This is a genomic window from Sphingobium wenxiniae (genome assembly GCF_007830065.1).
GTDB classification, from domain to species: domain Bacteria; phylum Pseudomonadota; class Alphaproteobacteria; order Sphingomonadales; family Sphingomonadaceae; genus Sphingobium; species Sphingobium wenxiniae.
Window position 1 is genome coordinate 207427 of the sequence record NZ_VLKK01000002.1, and the last position, 14951, is coordinate 222377.

The following is a 14951-nucleotide window of genomic DNA, read 5'->3' on the forward strand; positions in this document are numbered from 1 at the left end:
CCTGCAACGAGAAGCGCCCGGAAACCGTCAGGCCCCGGGCGCAATTCGCATCTCTATATTTCGGAAGCTACAGCAACGACCAAGATTGGTCAATGAAAATCCAACAATACTATAATAGATTCAGTTTGTTACTTCACTTGATGGGCGGGTTAATCTGATCACGAACTGTCACTGCCGATGCGGAACAACCGGCACAAGGCGTCAAGGCCGTGACAGAGGTTCCGCAGGTCAGCCTGTCCCCACATTGTGGCGTCGGTCTCGTAGCACGCAATCGCATGCACGAGGATGCTCGGCTTGCGCCCCGACGACGCCGGTGCATCGCTGTCTGAGGTCCTGACCATCAGAATTGCTGCTGCTGCCCGCCGGCGGACCTTTTCCACAAACTCGGGTTCGTGCACGTTCGTGTTCTGGCCGAAAATGCCTTCATCCAGCATCAACCCAGCAGCGGAATGCGGGTGGATCCGCGGTAGCCCCATGACCCCGCGGTTGCGCGCCATGAGATCCCCGTACAATTCACCTGCGGCCAACTGCTCTGCTGTGATGGCCCCTGCAAACGCCAGCCGTCCCAGCGCCGTACCCAGCCGCTCATCTTTGGCCTGCCTGGCCGTCACACCGTAATGGCGCTGACGAGCCTCAAGCACGGTCGCGGTCGCCTCGCGCTGGGTTTCGGCTTTCCCGGGCTGGACCAGTTTACCGGATGGATGGCGGCGGCCCGCCTTGCGCTTACGACCGCGAGCCACGGATAATCTCCGGAATGAGCGCCGCATAGCCGATCACGTCGATCGGACCGTCAGCATAGTTGGGGTCGTGGGCGAGCCGTGCCAGCTTCAGGTCGATCATGCACAGCGCAACCTGCTGCGCCGTCACGGGCGTGCCCAGGGTGATCGACCAGCGCCGGGCGATGGCCTCCATCTGGGTTTTGGGATCGCCGTAGGCAGCGCCGCGATCTTCCAGTACCTGCGCCACGCGCTTCAGCAAACCGGCCGCGCTCACCGGACACCTCCACGGGTCTCGATAGCCCAGAGCAGGATGGCGATGGCATCAGCCTCGTTGTCGTCGGCAGGCGCAAAGCCCTGTGTCTGGACGGCCGCGATGACAGCCGCCTTGTCGGCATTGCCCTTGCCGGCGATGAACCGCTTGATCGTGCCGACAGGAACGCCCTGATACGCAACCAGATGTTCCTCGCACCATGCGGTCAGCACGGCCAACAGCCCGCCATAGACATGGGCTGCATCGGTGCCGACGTGGCGACGCACTTCCTCGAAGTAGATCGCCTTGATGGGGCCGGCATCGAGATCCAGCTGCTCGAGCCAGCGACGGAAGCGCAGATAGCGCATGCCGCCACCGTCGTAGCGGGTGTGCTTCAGCGACACCGTCCCGGTGCTGATGTGGCCGTCGGGCGACCGGAAGGCCCAGCCGGTACTGGTGCCGAGATCGAGGGCAAGGACAGCCCCGTGACGGATAGTGACGGATGTGACGGGTTCCCTATTATCACCTCCAGAGGCGCGCGCGTGTGCGCGTGTAACGCTTATAAGGGGACGATCCGTCACATCCGTCACCGATGTTGATTTTGCTGGCATTTTTCAAAACTCCATCGGGCTGGTCTGGGGTTGGGCCTGACGCAGTGCGAGCCCCCGGAAACCTCGGGCTTTGCTGGTGTTGGCGCGCGCAAATCCGCGATTGGCGAGGGTCTCGGAGAACCGCTTGTTCGATCCGGGGAATTCGCCGTTCGCATCCGCCCAGCTCTTCCAGTCAGCGTAGAGCCGCTGGGAGGTGTCCTGCAGATGCGCAGCTTGGTCGCAGCGCTCCTCGAGCCACCGCCCCAGAGCATCCTCGGCCTCAAAATATTCCTCGGTGGCGGCAAGGACCGATGCGGGCGGTTTCAGACCTGTCCGCTGCCATTCCAGACAGCCCTGCAGCGCCCATGCGAGAATGCCGTCGCGTTCCGCCAGGAGCCGATCCGGCAGACGCTTGTCGCGTTTGTGGGCCGGAATAGTCACCGTGAACGGGATCATGTGCAGGCGCCGCCGCATTGCCTCGTCGACATTGCGGATCGATGGCTTGTGGTTGCCGACCACCAGCAGCTTGAACTGGGGCATGAACTCGAAGAAATCCTGCCGCATGAACCGGGCGGTGATCTTGTCGCCGCCGGTTAATGCCTTCAGCTTGCTCTCGGCCCAGCGGCTGCCCTGTTCAGTTTCGATGGCGGAGACGACCCGCGCGCCCCGCAGGCCCGCCATATCAGTCGGGTGGCGATCGCCGTGGCTCGCCATGAACATGTCCATCGCTGCGACCGTTGCGTAATCACCCGTTATCGCAGTCAGGGTGTTGGCGAACACCGACTTGCCGTTGGCGCCCGTGCCATAGAGGAAAAACAGGGCATGCTCGGTCGTGACACCGGTCAAGCAGTAGCCCGCCATGCGCTGAAGGTAGCGCTGCAGTTCGACATCGCCGCCGGTGACGGTATCAAGGAACTCCAGCCAGACCGGACAATCTCCCTGCGGTGACGCGCTGGTGATCTTGGTCATGTAGGCCGGGCGGTCATGCGAGCCGAGAAGCCCGGATTGGAGATCGACGATCCCTGCCGGCGTGTTCAGCGCCCAGGGGTTGCGATCCCAGACCTCGGTGGTCTCGGCATGGCGGCGATCCGCCCGAGCGATACGTTCGACGGCTGCAATAGTGGATGCCGACGACAGCTTGGCTTTCAGCTTGGCGCTCGCCGCCTTGCGGGCTGCTGCCCGGCAGATCTGCCGCGACAGGTCATAGGCCTGCAGCGTGTCCTCCTTCCGCCAGACCGTGCCCGACCAGTTCAGCCACTGACCCCAGGCCGCGACGTATCGCCAATCCTCCGCATGCTGGTCGGTGAACGCCTCAGCCAAGGCATCTTCGGTCAACTGGACTGGAGCCGAACTCCCGCCGCTGTGGCCGCCACCTTGGGGTGGTCCGCTACCGGGATCTGCATCAAGATAGTCCTCGCCGTAGTTGGCGCTGTCGAGCTTCCATATCTTCTCGGCCTCGTGCCGAAGGCGCGATTCCTCCCAGGGCGGATCGATGCGGGCGCTGTTGTAATCGACAATTTCAGCCCACGCTTGGGCCGCGGTAACATGGCCTTCGCGGCACCGACGGATCCAGTAACCAATGATCCGCGACAGGGCCTCGAAGCGGGTGGTGCCGTCAACGCCGCCTTCGCGGACAACATGGCTGAACAGCTCAGTCACCGCTCCGGAAGTCACGCCAGCGTTGTTGAAATCGAGATCTGACGGAACTTCCCCCTCTAGCGGAGGCATGGCCATCACAGCTTCGACCAGGTCGCCGAGATCATGATCCCGCGTCCGGCAGTGGAGGATTTCAACCAGCCGCTGCGTGCCGGATTTTGCGTGTACAGAACCTGCCACCCGGATCGGCTGGTGCGGCGAGCGGAACGATGGGTCACCGCCAACCTTGCAGGCAATCATGTGCCGGGCACGGCAGACGGTGGTTATATCATCGCCCTCGGCCGGTTCGGACAGTCGCCAGTAGAGGTGCAGCTTGCGCTGGCCCTCTGGCGTGATGCCGCCCGATGCAACCTCGAGACTGGGTTCACCCAAATACCGCGCCAGGTGATCTCGTTTGGCGCCGATGTCGCCATGATCGAGATCGACCAGCACCACCTGGGTCTGGGCAATATGCTCGGCCTTGGCTTCACCAGCCGCCAGCACAGTCCCCGGGACCACGAACAGGGCCATGCCATTGTCGGCCGCCCAGCTGGCCTGGACCGCCAGCTTCCCCGCCAATTCGGCATCGTTTTCCATGAAAGGGGTGTGAGGCATGTGATCGCCGCCGCCTTTTTCGGCAAGCGCGCGGACGGGGACGAAATGCTCGCAATAGCCCAACACCATGTCGGTGAAGGTCGCGATCATTGCGGCGTCTGGTTTGACGGGCGGCTGTACCGCTTCGTTGTCAGCCGCCATCATGACCAGCACCGCTGCTTCCAGTCACACCACGTGCATTCGAAATGATCGGGATCAGCCGCGACGCGTGGGAGCCATTCACCGGCGTCGCATGCCTGCAGGATCCGCACGGCCTTATCGCTGCAGGCCTGCGCCAACGCGCCGTTGAACGGCACCAGCTCATGCCAGAGCTCGCAGGTGTCCTTGTTGATCGCGGTGAATACGGCCGGATGGTCCGTGAGGCCGAGATAGGCTTGGTAGAGCGCGATTTGCGCAGCGTAGACGGGCTTCGAGACAGCCACTCCGCGCTTCACGATGTCTCGCCAGTTCTTCGCGTTGGCGGACTTGCACTCCCACAACGCCGGGACGGCCAGGTCGTCCGGACCTGCCACGATGACGCCATCGATGTGCCCCCGAACCCGGCCGTCCGCGACGGCAAATCCGAACTGGTCGCCCGATGAATTGCGCGTGCGCAGGTCGTATCCGGCCTTAGTCAGCCAGTCGACAGCAAGGTCCTCGAACACGTGGCCCACCGCGAAAATCCGCAGGGTCTTGCCATTGAACTCCCGTTCGGGATCGCGCGGGACCTTCAGATATTCATACTGCAGCTTACGGGCGCAGCTTTCGCCAAGCCTGCTGCCGCCAAGGTATGCCCGCGGTTCGCGCGTGCTGTTTTCCAAGGTGAGCGCGGTGTCGATCCGGGCGTTCACCACATCGACGAACTGGGGAGGTTTCTCCCGGTGGTTGAAATCGAGCGGGTCCATCAGAACGGCACCTCCGGTGCGCTCTCCCACATCGACCGCTGGAAGCCGTCGACGGCTGCTTCGGCAAGGGCGGCCGCCTGTTGGTCGGTCAGTTCGTTGAAGCGCCGGTGCCAGCCGATCCCAGCCATTGCGCTGCCCATGCTTTTCATCGCGGCGATGAGGGCCGCGCGTTCGCGATCGCCGGGATTATCCATGGCCGGCCATCCCGGTCAGGACCACCAGCGTTAGGGTGGGCAAATGATTCGCTGCTGCGACGGCTCCGACCACCAGAATGGTCGGGTCTGTGGAGCGATTTATGTGGATAGCCAGTTGATAGCTGGCGACCCGGGATCGGACACGTAGTCCGCTAAAAATCCTCAGAAAACGGTGCATTTGACAGGACTCCAGATGGTCCTGTCACTTACCGGCGCGCCCTTTGGACTGTCGGGAGAACAGAAAAGGAACTTACCCCCTTGGCAAGTGCATCACGGGCGATAAATTTGTTGGTGACGCCATCCCCCAAACAGCCCGGAGCCTACATGCCGACATTCAATCCTCGTCTATTCACCAAAGCCGATCGCCTGAAGAACATCTCGGCCGCCAACCTTGTGGCTCTATTCAGTCCGTGGTCCGAGTATCTAGCCGGGCGCGGTGTCGAACTGATCGACGACGAGGATGAGTTTCCGTTCGACCGGCTGAGCAGCGTGTTGATGACGCCGACCGACGAAACCCCGACCGAACTGGTCGATGCGCTCTATTTCATCCACGAATCCGCTAGCGATCTGCGGATCGAGGACCTGCTCAATATGGCGCGGACAAACGGGCTCGATCTGGCGCACAGCGACGACGCGACACCGGCCGACGTGGCTGTGCAAATCTGGCTCCTGCGTCCGGATCTGCTTCGTGATTCCCATAACCGTGCCGTTGTCTTCAATCAGAAGAAGTTCGAATATTTCAGCGGACGCACGGCAGAACCGCAGCCGTTCCCCGAGGTGTCAGAGGGCCAGACTCTCGAAATCCAGGCCACTTTCGACGAATGGTTCTCCAGCAAGCGCAAAGGGCGAGGCACGCGGTTCCTGACCTTTCGCCGCGATCATCGGGTCTGGATGCTCGTCCGCCACGGTCTTCCTATGCGGCGGGAAGGCAAACATCAGGATAGCGGCGAAACCGCGACCGAACTCTATCGCCCCCAGCAGCATGACGTTCTGGTCTACGATGAAAATAGTGGTGAGATCGGGGTCCACACTTCGACCAAGGGTGAGACGGATCTTTACCTGCATACTCTGGGGTTTGTCCTCTTCAACGACCCGGACCATTTCGGGAAAGGCGCCAAATACAACTTCGACCCGCTCCTCAATCATGGTCCCGATGCTCTTGCCTGTGACGATATCGAGGGGATCGATCGCGTTGTTCTGGTCGAAGTGCAGAAATATTGGGGCGGGTTTGCCGAACGGGAAATTCGCAAGGCTGATGACATTTTTGCCGCTTTCGCCGACAAATGGCCTGAACGGCTGCGGAGCGGAAAGATCACGAGCGTCGGTTTCAAGGTACGGTTTGCCAATTCGTCGAAGGACAGGTCGGTCACGATCCGGTTGCCCAACATTGCCCGTTACGACCGGGACGATGATAGCGATCTGATCGAACAGTGGCTTGCTGCTCGTGGATTCTGCTCGGCAGGAGATGAATGATCACGGTGCGGAAACTAACCAACTTCTGGGAAACGCTCGACATGCTGACGGATATGGGCATGCCCGCCATCAGCTGGCGTGGTGGTCATCCCGGCGAATGGGAGGTTGTAAGGCCGCTACTGGTCAACACAGGCCGACGTGCAGCCTCGGTTGATTGTCCGTCCGGTGCCGGAGAATTTTGCCCCCGCAAGGTCATCGAATTGTCCGGTGGCCGGATGATCGCGGAATGCCAGGATATCCCGGCGGTCTGCGATACCCTTGAGGTTACGCTCGCGGACATCCAAATGCAGCGTGTCGATCGCGCGAAATTTGCCGCGATGATCTGCGATACGCTGAACCTCACGCCTGCGCAGCAAAAGCCGCTTCCAGGGGGGCTGTTTGCGATCGGCAGCCGCGGCGTCGTGGCGGGCCGCAGCGTCACCGTGTTCGGCCTTTTCCAAGGTGGTAGTCAGCCAGAAAGGGGGCTGGCGGTATTCGATCTGCTGCAGGAAGTGGCTCAACCACAGCTGCTTCTGGTGCCGACAGCGCACACCCTGTCCGAGGACCAGAAACGACATCTGGCCCGCATCGGCACCGAGTATCGGGCCCTCGATGATGCTCTCTTGGCGGACGATGCCCACAATGTTTGTGCGGCTGCCGTTGTAACGGATCTGCTGGCCAAGATGGAGAACGCCATCAGCCAGTCTTTGCAAAGCCCTGCCTCTGAATTGCTCTGGCAGCTGCCCCCCGATGCTACATGGCCCAAGATGAAGATCGTTTTTCAGTCTGACGAAGTGATCAACATAACCTACGGTGGCGATACGAAACGATTTGAACCCGCCCAGCTGGGCATGACGAAAGCCAATAGCGGCAAGCCCACCAATCAATGGGTGATGCTAAAGGCCATCGCGATCGGGCGCGGGACAATCCCTTTTCCCTCCGAGGCAAAACTGCAGAAACAAAAGCAGGCGCTCTCCAAAAAGCTGATCGCAGCATTCGGCATCAAGGATGACCCGATTGAGGTCAGAGACGGTTCCTACGTCGCGCTTTACGTCACGAACGCCGATGGCCTGAAGCAGGGACGTCAAGGCGCACACCAACGAAATTTCGTTGACGACGACTGACTTTTTTCGAGTTTTTTCTTGCCAACCCAACCGCCGGAAACCGCCATTTTCCGGCGGTTTTTCTTTGTCTGAAGCAGCCGAAATTGGGGCCTCAACGAAATTTCGCCGTCACCAGCATTCCAGCCTTCGAGCTGGTCCGCTGGATCAAGGCGAAACCCCGTGGAGTATCAGAACCGTTACGATGGAGTCCCATCACGAGTAGTGCGAAATATCCGGCATCATGCCCGCAGGCTGGCCCGCAGTGGCCGTTTGCCAGGCATGGATCAGGCCGACATCGAGCAGGAGCTGATGCTCGATCTCCTGCAGCGGCAGGTCCATTTTGACCCGGCGCGCGCGTCATTCGAAACCTTCGCAGACCGCATCATCAACCACCGTGTCGCATCGCTGATGGCCCCCACCGCACGGTTGCGCGCCGAGCGGATCATGATTTCCATCGACGTGCATCTGTCGGCCGACGGCGACGAAGATGCCGAAACGATGGGCGCCAGCATCCCAGAAGCCGACGGACTGTACGCCGAGCCGTACCTGCCTGCTGAAATCCGCATCGGCCTGGCGCGCGATGTCGGCCGGTTTCTGGGCAGCCTGTCTCCGGTGCTGCGTCGCTACGCCGGTATTTTCGCCGCCGACAATGTCAGCGCCGCCGCCCGTGACGCCGGTCTGCACCGTTCCACCATCTACGAGCGGATGCACCAGTTGCGCGCGGACGCCGCGGTCGCGGGTTTGCAGGAATATCTGGGCGGCATCCCGACAGTTCATTCCGCCCGCCGGTAGGTGACCAGCAGAGGACGACGGCAAGCGCCGGTCGCCACCTCGCAAGATCATGCCGGGCCTTCGGGCGAATAGAACACCCCCTCGGGGGAATAACCCGACCGCGTGCTCCAGGGCGGCGTCGGGCCCGGCAGATGACTACCTGACGAACCCTGGTCCCTTTGACGAAACAAGGTGACCAACATGTTTACTCCGCCTCTCAAGCGCCTGCGCAAGTCCCTCTGGCTGCGCGATGTCCCTGAAATCCTGACCGTGCCCGCGATGGGTGATGACCCCGCAGCCTACATTCCTACCGAGGAAGCCACGCTCGACGAAGTGGCTTTCGCGGAAGTGGCGATCTCCCGTCAGGCCAGCGCTCTCAACAGCATCGCTTACGGGCTGGCGGAAATCGTCAAACGTGCCCGGCGCCAGGGCGCCCATGGCTACGACAATGCGGTCGCGGCCGCCCTGCGTGATCTGGAGAGCGGCAAGTGAGCGCCGCCTTCAGCAGCGCCCCGCTGCAGATCATCACCGCCGACGAACGGATGCGCGAGCGCCGCGGGATCAAGGGCGTGCTGACCGGCATCTCCGGGATCGGCAAGACCTCCCAGCTCTGGACTCTCAACCCGGACACCACGCTGTTCATCAACCTCGAGGCGGGTGAACTGGCCGTGCAGGGCTGGCCCGGCGATGAGATCCGGATCCGCGACTGGAATCGCGCGCGGGATCTGGCCTGCTGGATCGGCGGCCCCAATCCCGCGATGCGCGACGATCAGACCTACAGCCGGGCCGACTATGCCCGGGTGTGTAATGCCTTCGGTCCGCCGAACATCCTCGACAAGTACGACACGATCTTCGTCGACAGCATCACGGTCGCCTCGCGCCTTTGCATGCAATGGGCAAAGGGGCAGCCGCAGGCCATGTCCGATCGCAGCGGCAAGGCCGATATGCGCGGGGCCTACGGCTTGCTCGGTCAGGAGATGATCGGGTGGTTGACCCACCTCCAGCACACGCCGGACAAGAATGTCTGGCTCGTCGGTCTGCTCGACAAGCGGCTGGATGATTTCAACCGGCCGTATTTCTCGCTGCAGATCGAGGGCAGCAAGACCGGCCTGGAACTGCCTGGCATCGTCGACGAGATCGTGACCCTGGCGGACATCCGTCCGGCCGAAGGTGCACCGTACCGGGCTTTCGTCTGCACGACCCTCAACGAGTTCGGCTTTCCAGCCAAGGACCGGTCCGGCCGCCTGACCGCGATCGAGCCGGCCCACCTGGGTCGCCTGATGGACAAGATCCGTGGCCCGCTCGCTGGCCCGCCGGCAGCCCGGCTCGATTTCGAACTCCCCACCAATCCTGACACCACGCAGCCCGGAGCCTGACACCATGACCGATATGGATTTCAACACCGCCGACACCCAGGACTCGGCCTTCGCCCTCATTCCGGCCAACACACTCGCCAAGGTCTGCCTGACCATCCGCCCCGGCGGTGCAGGCCCCGAAGGCTGGCTGACCCAGAGCCGCAGCAGTTCCGCCCTTTATCTCAACAGCGAGGCGGTCATCGCTGATGGCCCGAATGCGCGTCGCCGCATTTACACCCGCATCGGGTTTCGCGGCCGCAATGCCGGTACGGGTGCCGAAGACACCTATGCCAACCGGGGGCGCGCGTTGCTGCGCGGCATCCTCGAATCCGCGCATGGTGTCCGCTCTGACGACACCTCCGAACAGGCCCGCGCCAAGCGCAGCATCCGCAGCTTCGGTGACATGAGCGGGCTGACGTTCATCGCCAAGATTGGCATCGAGCGCGACAAGAACGATCCGAATGATCAGGGCCGCAACGTAATCGTTGCCGCCATCGGCCCCCAGCATCCCGAATACGCGGCCCTCATGGGCACCGCGCCCGCCGCCTATGCCGCAGCGCCTGCAACGGCTCCTGCCACGTCGCCCAACACTTCCCCGAACGGCAACGCGCCGTTCTGGGCCCAGTAACGGGAGCAATCACCATGATCCCCAGGGACTACCAGCGGGCGGCAGTTGATGCCGCCCGGTCGCGGACGGCTGCCCATGGCAATACCATCCTGATGCTGCCCACCGGCGCCGGCAAGACGGCCGTGGCCGGGTTCTATATCGGCGAAGAGGTCGAAGCCGAACGCAATGCCCGGGTGCTGGTGCTCCAGCATACGGATGAGCTGGTCCAGCAGAACCTTGCCGCCATCACGGGCATTACGGGCCTGCGGTCGTCGATCGTCAAAGCCTCCCAGAACGACTGGTCCGGGCAGCTCATTTTCGGCAGCGTCCAGACCCTCGCGCGGGCTGGCCGCCGCGCCGATCTTGGGCATGTCTCTCACCTGATTATCGACGAATGCCACCGCGCCGCAGCTTCCGGCTACCTCGACATCGTCAGGGACATTCGTCGGATCAATCCCGACGTGAAGATCCTCGGACTGTCGGCAACGCCCAGTCGCGGTGATGGCCGGTCGCTCCGCCAGACCTTCGACAACATCGGCTATCAGCTGAAAATCGGCACGCTGATTGCACGCGGCATTCTTGTCCCGCCCAGGACCTACACCATGGATCTGGGCGTGAACGACGAGCTCGCCGGGATCAATTCCATGGCTGGTGACTTCGACATGCGCCAAGCCGACAAGGTGCTGAACCGGTCAGTGCTCAATGACGCAGTGGTGCAGCACTGGCGCGAGAAGGCCGGTGACCGGCGCAGCATCTTCTTCTGCTCCACTGTCGATCATGCTGACGCCGTGGCCGCCGCCTTCCGCTCTGCGGGAATCACTGCCGAGACCATCTCGGGCGACATGGCCGGCGCCGACCGCGCCGATCTCATTGCCCGCTTTGATCGCGGCGAAGTACAGGTCCTGACGAACTGCATGGTGCTGACCGAAGGGTTCGACAGCCAGCCAGTCGGGTGCATCGGCATCCTGCGGCCAATGCTGCACAAGGGCACCTTCATTCAGGCCATCGGGCGCGGGCTGCGCAAGGTCGACCCCCAGCGCTATCCCGGCATCATCAAGACCGACTGCGTCATTCTCGACTTTGCCGGCGCGGCGATCCGTCATGGCTGCCTCGAACAGGAAATCTCGCTCGACGATGATGACGGACAGCCCGGAGAAGCGCCCTACAAGTCCTGTCCTGACTGTCAGGCGGAAATCCCGCTGGGCGCAGGAGAATGTCCTTTCTGCGGGCACACCTTCGCCCGCGAAGTTGGCGAAAAGCGCCTTCTGACCGACTTCGATCTGCTCGAAATCGATCTGCTCAACCAGTCTCCGTTCCAGTGGTGCGATATCCGGGGTGATGGGGAGTCGCTGATCGCGAGCGGCTTCGATGCCTGGGCCGGTGTTTTCCACGATGGCACCTTGTGGCACGCACTCGGCGGACCGAAGGCCGGTGCGCCGCGCAAGATCGCGATCGGCACTCGTGTCCAGGCGCTGGCGGAAGCGGATGATTTTCTGCGCTCGGCCGAAAGCAGCCTGGCAGCGGCCAAGAGCCGGCGTTGGCTGAAGGAGCCGGCATCCGCAAAGCAGCTCGGCTGCCTGCGCCGGGCCGGGATCGAGGTGTCGCCGATGGACTTCGGCTATTCCAAATACGACGCCAACTGCCAGCTGAAGTTCCACTGGAACCGTGATGCCATCATTCGGCTGGTATCCGGAGCACAGCCGAGGGTCGCGGCATGAGCAGAGGAAACGGCATCTGTCCGTCCACGATGACCGCCGAGGCTCGCATCGCCGAGTTGGGGCGCATCGTTGCCGCCGGCGTCCTGCGCCTGCGCGAACAGTCCAGTTCTATATCTGCCCACGGTGGAGATAGTTCACTCGCAATCTCGCCGGCCAAGAGCGTCAGTCGTCCCCGGGCAAAGGCCCGGAACGGAGGACGATAATGCAAAAACAGGATGACAAAGCGCAGGTGCTGGCCCGGCTGGCGGCGCTGAAGGAGATGTCGGTCAAACAGCTGAAGGCCGAATGGGCAAAGCTGTTCGAGACAGAAGCGCCCAACAACAGCCGCTCGTTCCTCGAGCAACGGCTGGCCTACCGGATCCAGGAGCTGACCTTCGGCGGCCTGTCGAAGCCGGTGCGCCAGCTGCTCGATGCCTTGGCCGACGAGGTCGAGGGCAAGAAGGTGCGGAAGTCGGTCATCGCCGACCCGCGCAACCCGGTGATCGGCACCCGACTGGTGCGGGAATGGGACGGGACTGAGCACGTCATCACCGTGCTGAAGGACGGGTTCGACTGGCAGGGTCGCCGTTACAAATCGCTGTCGGCGATCGCCCGGGACATCACCGGCACCCAGTGGAACGGCTACCGCTTCTTTGGCCTGCGGGAACGGAAGGACGCAGCATGACCGATACGGCACCCCGGCGGCGCCTGCGCTGCGCCGTCTACACCCGCAAGAGCTCCGAAGAGGGGCTCGATATGGAGTTCAACAGCCTCGACGCCCAGCGCGAGTCCTGCGAGGCCTACATTGCCAGCCAGCGTGCCGAAGGCTGGGCGTGCATGCGCGAACGCTACGATGACGGCGGGTATTCCGGCGGGTCGCTCGAACGCCCCGGTCTCAAGGCCCTGCTGGAAGACGTCGAGGCCGGTCTCGTCGACGTCATTGTCGTCTACAAGATCGACCGCCTGTCACGCTCGCTGATGGATTTTGCCAAGCTGGTCGAGGCGTTCGACCGCAACAACGTGACGTTTGTATCGGTGACGCAGGCGTTCAACACCACGACCAGCATGGGTCGGCTGACGCTGAACATCCTGCTGTCATTTGCCCAGTTCGAGCGCGAGGTCACCGGCGAACGGATCCGCGACAAGTTCGCTGCCAGCCGTGCAAAAGGCATGTGGATGGGCGGGTTCGTGCCGATGGGTTACGATGTCGTTGATCGGAAGCTGGTCATCAACGAGGCCGAAGCCGCCACGATCCGGCACATGTTCCAGCGCTTTGTCGAACTGGGATCGGCGACCCTGCTGACCCGGGAACTGGTGGCGGGCGGCACCCTGAACAAGCGGGGCAAACTTATCGACAAGGGGTTCCTGTACAAGCTGTTCCGAAATCGACTCTATCTCGGCGAGGCCGTGCACAAGGGCACCAGCTATCCCGGCGAGCATCAGGCCATCATCACGCCTGAGCTGTGGGATCAGGTCCATGCCATCCTGCAGGAAAGTCCGCGCCAGCGGGCGGCCAACACCCGCACCCAGACCCCGGCGCTGCTCAAGGGACTGATTTTCACGGATCGCGGCATCGCCATGACACCGACGGTGACAAAAAAGGGTAGTCGGCATTACCGCTACTACACCTCGATGGATGCCATTCGGAACCGGGCGTGTGAGGGCCGCGACAGCTTTGTCCGATTGAATGCCGGCATGGTGGAAGCAGCCGTAGTCCAACACATCCGGTCGCTGCTGCGCACGCCGGAAATCGCGGCGCGGGCGATGGAGGCAGCACGCCGGAACGATCCGGACATCGACGAGCAGGACGTGGTCACCGCCTTGTCGGGCTTTGATAGTCTCTGGGAATCGCTGTTCCCGGCCGAGCAGGCCCGGATCGCCCGGCTGCTGATTGAGCGGGTCACGGTCAGCGCCGACGGCCTTGCGGTCGATCTGCGCACCGAAGGTCTCGGGTCGGTGATCCGGGAAATGGTCACCCCCGAACGGAGACAAGCAGCATGAGCGCATCCACCACCATGCGGGTGTTCATCCCGCTCACCATTCGCAAGCGCAACGGACGGCCGAAGATCGTGCCGCCAGCCGACTTGGTGCCCGACACCGGCGGCGGGATCGACCCGCACGTGCTGAAGGCGGTCGCGAGAGCGTGGAGCTGGCGGCGGAAGCTGGAAAGCGGGGCAGTTTCCACATTGTCGGATATCGCCGAGGCCGAAGGCGTCACGCCCGCGTTCATCAGGCGCACGATGAAGCTGGCCTATCTGGCCCCGGCTGTGCTGGAGCAGATCCTGATTGCGCGAAGGTCACCGTCGGTGTCTCTGAAGGATATGTCGGCGATCGCGGAACAGCCTTGGGTGGTGCAAAAGGGAATCGTATTCTCGGCGGAATAGCTCTCGGCGCAATCTGGCGAGATTGTGGTCCGGTGGTATAGGGCAATGCCATGCCGCCCAAGTTCAAATCCCCGACTGAGAAAACCGTATGCGACCTGCTCGACAGATATGCATGCCCAGTTCCCTATCACGAAGTTCGTACGCGGTTTCTGGGTGGGATTGCCTCTCCGATCATAGAGTCGTCCCCGCTGCCGATTGTAGAAGGGCTTTGGGGCGGCGAATTTCCGCCCTTCGACTCAATTGAGGACCTGAACGAACTGATCGATGTGCTGGTCAATGGCTTGTGGAACAGCCTGACCAGGCACAATAGCCGCTCTGTCCCGTTCCGCTTGCAACGCCTTGCGCTGGAGCCATCAGCCCAGAATCTTGCCAGACTCTCCCAGGTCCGCCGGCAGGAACTCGAGGGCTTTGTCGAAGGCCTGTTTAATGGCCAAGACCGGGTAGACCTGCCGGAACGCGCTCACAGGGCGCTCGGGCACCTTGGGGAACTTCGCGCCATGATGGCTGGGATCGAAGATCTCGTGGCTCGCGATATCCAAGCAGAAAACCGAACTCAGCTGGAGACGACATTCAGGCACGTAAGCGAACTGACAAAGATCATGGAGGCCGAGATCCATGAGGCCGTGATGTCTTGCGCGCGAGCGCGGCGGCAGATGCTGGCGGGCATCGAACTGCCCCGGTCTTCCTTGCACTGA

Annotated in this window: 17 protein-coding genes; 11 read left to right on the top strand and 6 right to left on the bottom strand. The window is 62.4% G+C overall.

Translation table 11 applies throughout. The annotated features are described in order from the left end of the window. Positions 1–158 precede the first annotated feature (158 nt). Genes IQ35_RS03400 through IQ35_RS03425 form a run of 6 tightly spaced genes read right to left on the bottom strand, consistent with a single transcriptional unit; the run spans position 159 to position 4887 of the window. Positions 159–740 (bottom strand): hypothetical protein, encoded by a 582-nt coding sequence (locus IQ35_RS03400; RefSeq protein ID WP_145071976.1) that lies wholly within the window; start codon positions 738–740, stop codon positions 159–161. Further along, positions 724–993, bottom strand: a complete 270-nt coding sequence (locus IQ35_RS03405) for a DUF6378 domain-containing protein (RefSeq protein ID WP_145071977.1) — start codon at positions 991–993, stop codon at positions 724–726. Before IQ35_RS03405 ends, IQ35_RS03400 begins: the two co-directional genes overlap by 17 nt. Continuing rightward, the gene (locus IQ35_RS03410) at positions 990–1580 is read right to left on the bottom strand and encodes a crossover junction endodeoxyribonuclease RuvC (protein ID WP_221442131.1); all 591 of its coding nucleotides are present in this window, start codon (positions 1578–1580) and stop codon (positions 990–992) included. Before IQ35_RS03410 ends, IQ35_RS03405 begins: the two co-directional genes overlap by 4 nt. A 3-nt stretch (positions 1581–1583) precedes the next feature. Then, positions 1584–3953, bottom strand: coding sequence for a phage/plasmid primase, P4 family (locus IQ35_RS03415; RefSeq protein WP_199739909.1), 2370 nt, complete (start codon positions 3951–3953; stop codon positions 1584–1586). After that, positions 3950–4693, bottom strand: coding sequence for a YqaJ viral recombinase family protein (locus IQ35_RS03420; RefSeq protein ID WP_145071978.1), 744 nt, complete (start codon positions 4691–4693; stop codon positions 3950–3952). The genes IQ35_RS03415 and IQ35_RS03420 overlap by 4 nt, the downstream gene beginning before the upstream one ends. Next, entirely contained in the window at positions 4693–4887 is a 195-nt protein-coding gene (locus IQ35_RS03425; RefSeq protein ID WP_145071979.1) for a DUF6511 domain-containing protein, read from the bottom strand. Before IQ35_RS03425 ends, IQ35_RS03420 begins: the two co-directional genes overlap by 1 nt. Positions 4888–5211: 324 nt before the next feature. On the opposite strand from IQ35_RS03425, the gene IQ35_RS03430 reads away from it, so the two are divergent. The 11 genes from IQ35_RS03430 to IQ35_RS03480 all read left to right on the top strand — a co-directional run bounded on the left by IQ35_RS03430 (position 5212) and on the right by IQ35_RS03480 (position 14951). Continuing rightward, the gene (locus tag IQ35_RS03430; protein WP_145071980.1) at positions 5212–6360 is read left to right on the top strand and encodes a hypothetical protein; all 1149 of its coding nucleotides are present in this window, start codon (positions 5212–5214) and stop codon (positions 6358–6360) included. Next, positions 6357–7463 carry a hypothetical protein gene (locus IQ35_RS03435; RefSeq protein WP_021245839.1) on the top strand — a complete coding sequence of 369 codons (1107 nt, stop codon included), beginning with the start codon at positions 6357–6359 and terminating at the stop codon, positions 7461–7463. Before IQ35_RS03430 ends, IQ35_RS03435 begins: the two co-directional genes overlap by 4 nt. A 201-nt stretch (positions 7464–7664) precedes the next feature. Further along, positions 7665–8234 (top strand): sigma factor, encoded by a 570-nt coding sequence (locus IQ35_RS03440; RefSeq protein WP_242003279.1) that lies wholly within the window; start codon positions 7665–7667, stop codon positions 8232–8234. Between the two features lie 180 nt (positions 8235–8414). Continuing rightward, positions 8415–8705, top strand: a complete 291-nt coding sequence (locus IQ35_RS03445; RefSeq protein ID WP_021245837.1) for a hypothetical protein — start codon at positions 8415–8417, stop codon at positions 8703–8705. Next, entirely contained in the window at positions 8702–9589 is an 888-nt protein-coding gene (locus tag IQ35_RS03450) for an ATP-binding protein (RefSeq protein WP_242003276.1), read from the top strand. Before IQ35_RS03445 ends, IQ35_RS03450 begins: the two co-directional genes overlap by 4 nt. A 4-nt stretch (positions 9590–9593) precedes the next feature. Then, positions 9594–10196, top strand: a complete 603-nt coding sequence (locus IQ35_RS03455; protein ID WP_145071982.1) for a hypothetical protein — start codon at positions 9594–9596, stop codon at positions 10194–10196. Positions 10197–10210: 14 nt separating this feature from the next. Next, positions 10211–11893 carry a DEAD/DEAH box helicase gene (locus IQ35_RS03460; protein WP_145071983.1) on the top strand — a complete coding sequence of 561 codons (1683 nt, stop codon included), beginning with the start codon at positions 10211–10213 and terminating at the stop codon, positions 11891–11893. A 202-nt stretch (positions 11894–12095) separates the two neighbouring features. Then, the gene (locus tag IQ35_RS03465) at positions 12096–12557 is read left to right on the top strand and encodes a DUF2924 domain-containing protein (protein ID WP_021245833.1); all 462 of its coding nucleotides are present in this window, start codon (positions 12096–12098) and stop codon (positions 12555–12557) included. Then, positions 12554–13873 carry a recombinase family protein gene (locus tag IQ35_RS03470; RefSeq protein ID WP_145071984.1) on the top strand — a complete coding sequence of 440 codons (1320 nt, stop codon included), beginning with the start codon at positions 12554–12556 and terminating at the stop codon, positions 13871–13873. The genes IQ35_RS03465 and IQ35_RS03470 overlap by 4 nt, the downstream gene beginning before the upstream one ends. Further along, the gene (locus tag IQ35_RS03475) at positions 13870–14256 is read left to right on the top strand and encodes a hypothetical protein (protein ID WP_145071985.1); all 387 of its coding nucleotides are present in this window, start codon (positions 13870–13872) and stop codon (positions 14254–14256) included. Before IQ35_RS03470 ends, IQ35_RS03475 begins: the two co-directional genes overlap by 4 nt. A gap of 50 nt (positions 14257–14306) precedes the next feature. Next, on the top strand, positions 14307–14951 hold the full coding sequence (locus tag IQ35_RS03480; RefSeq protein WP_053554363.1) for a hypothetical protein: 645 nt from the start codon (positions 14307–14309) through the stop codon (positions 14949–14951).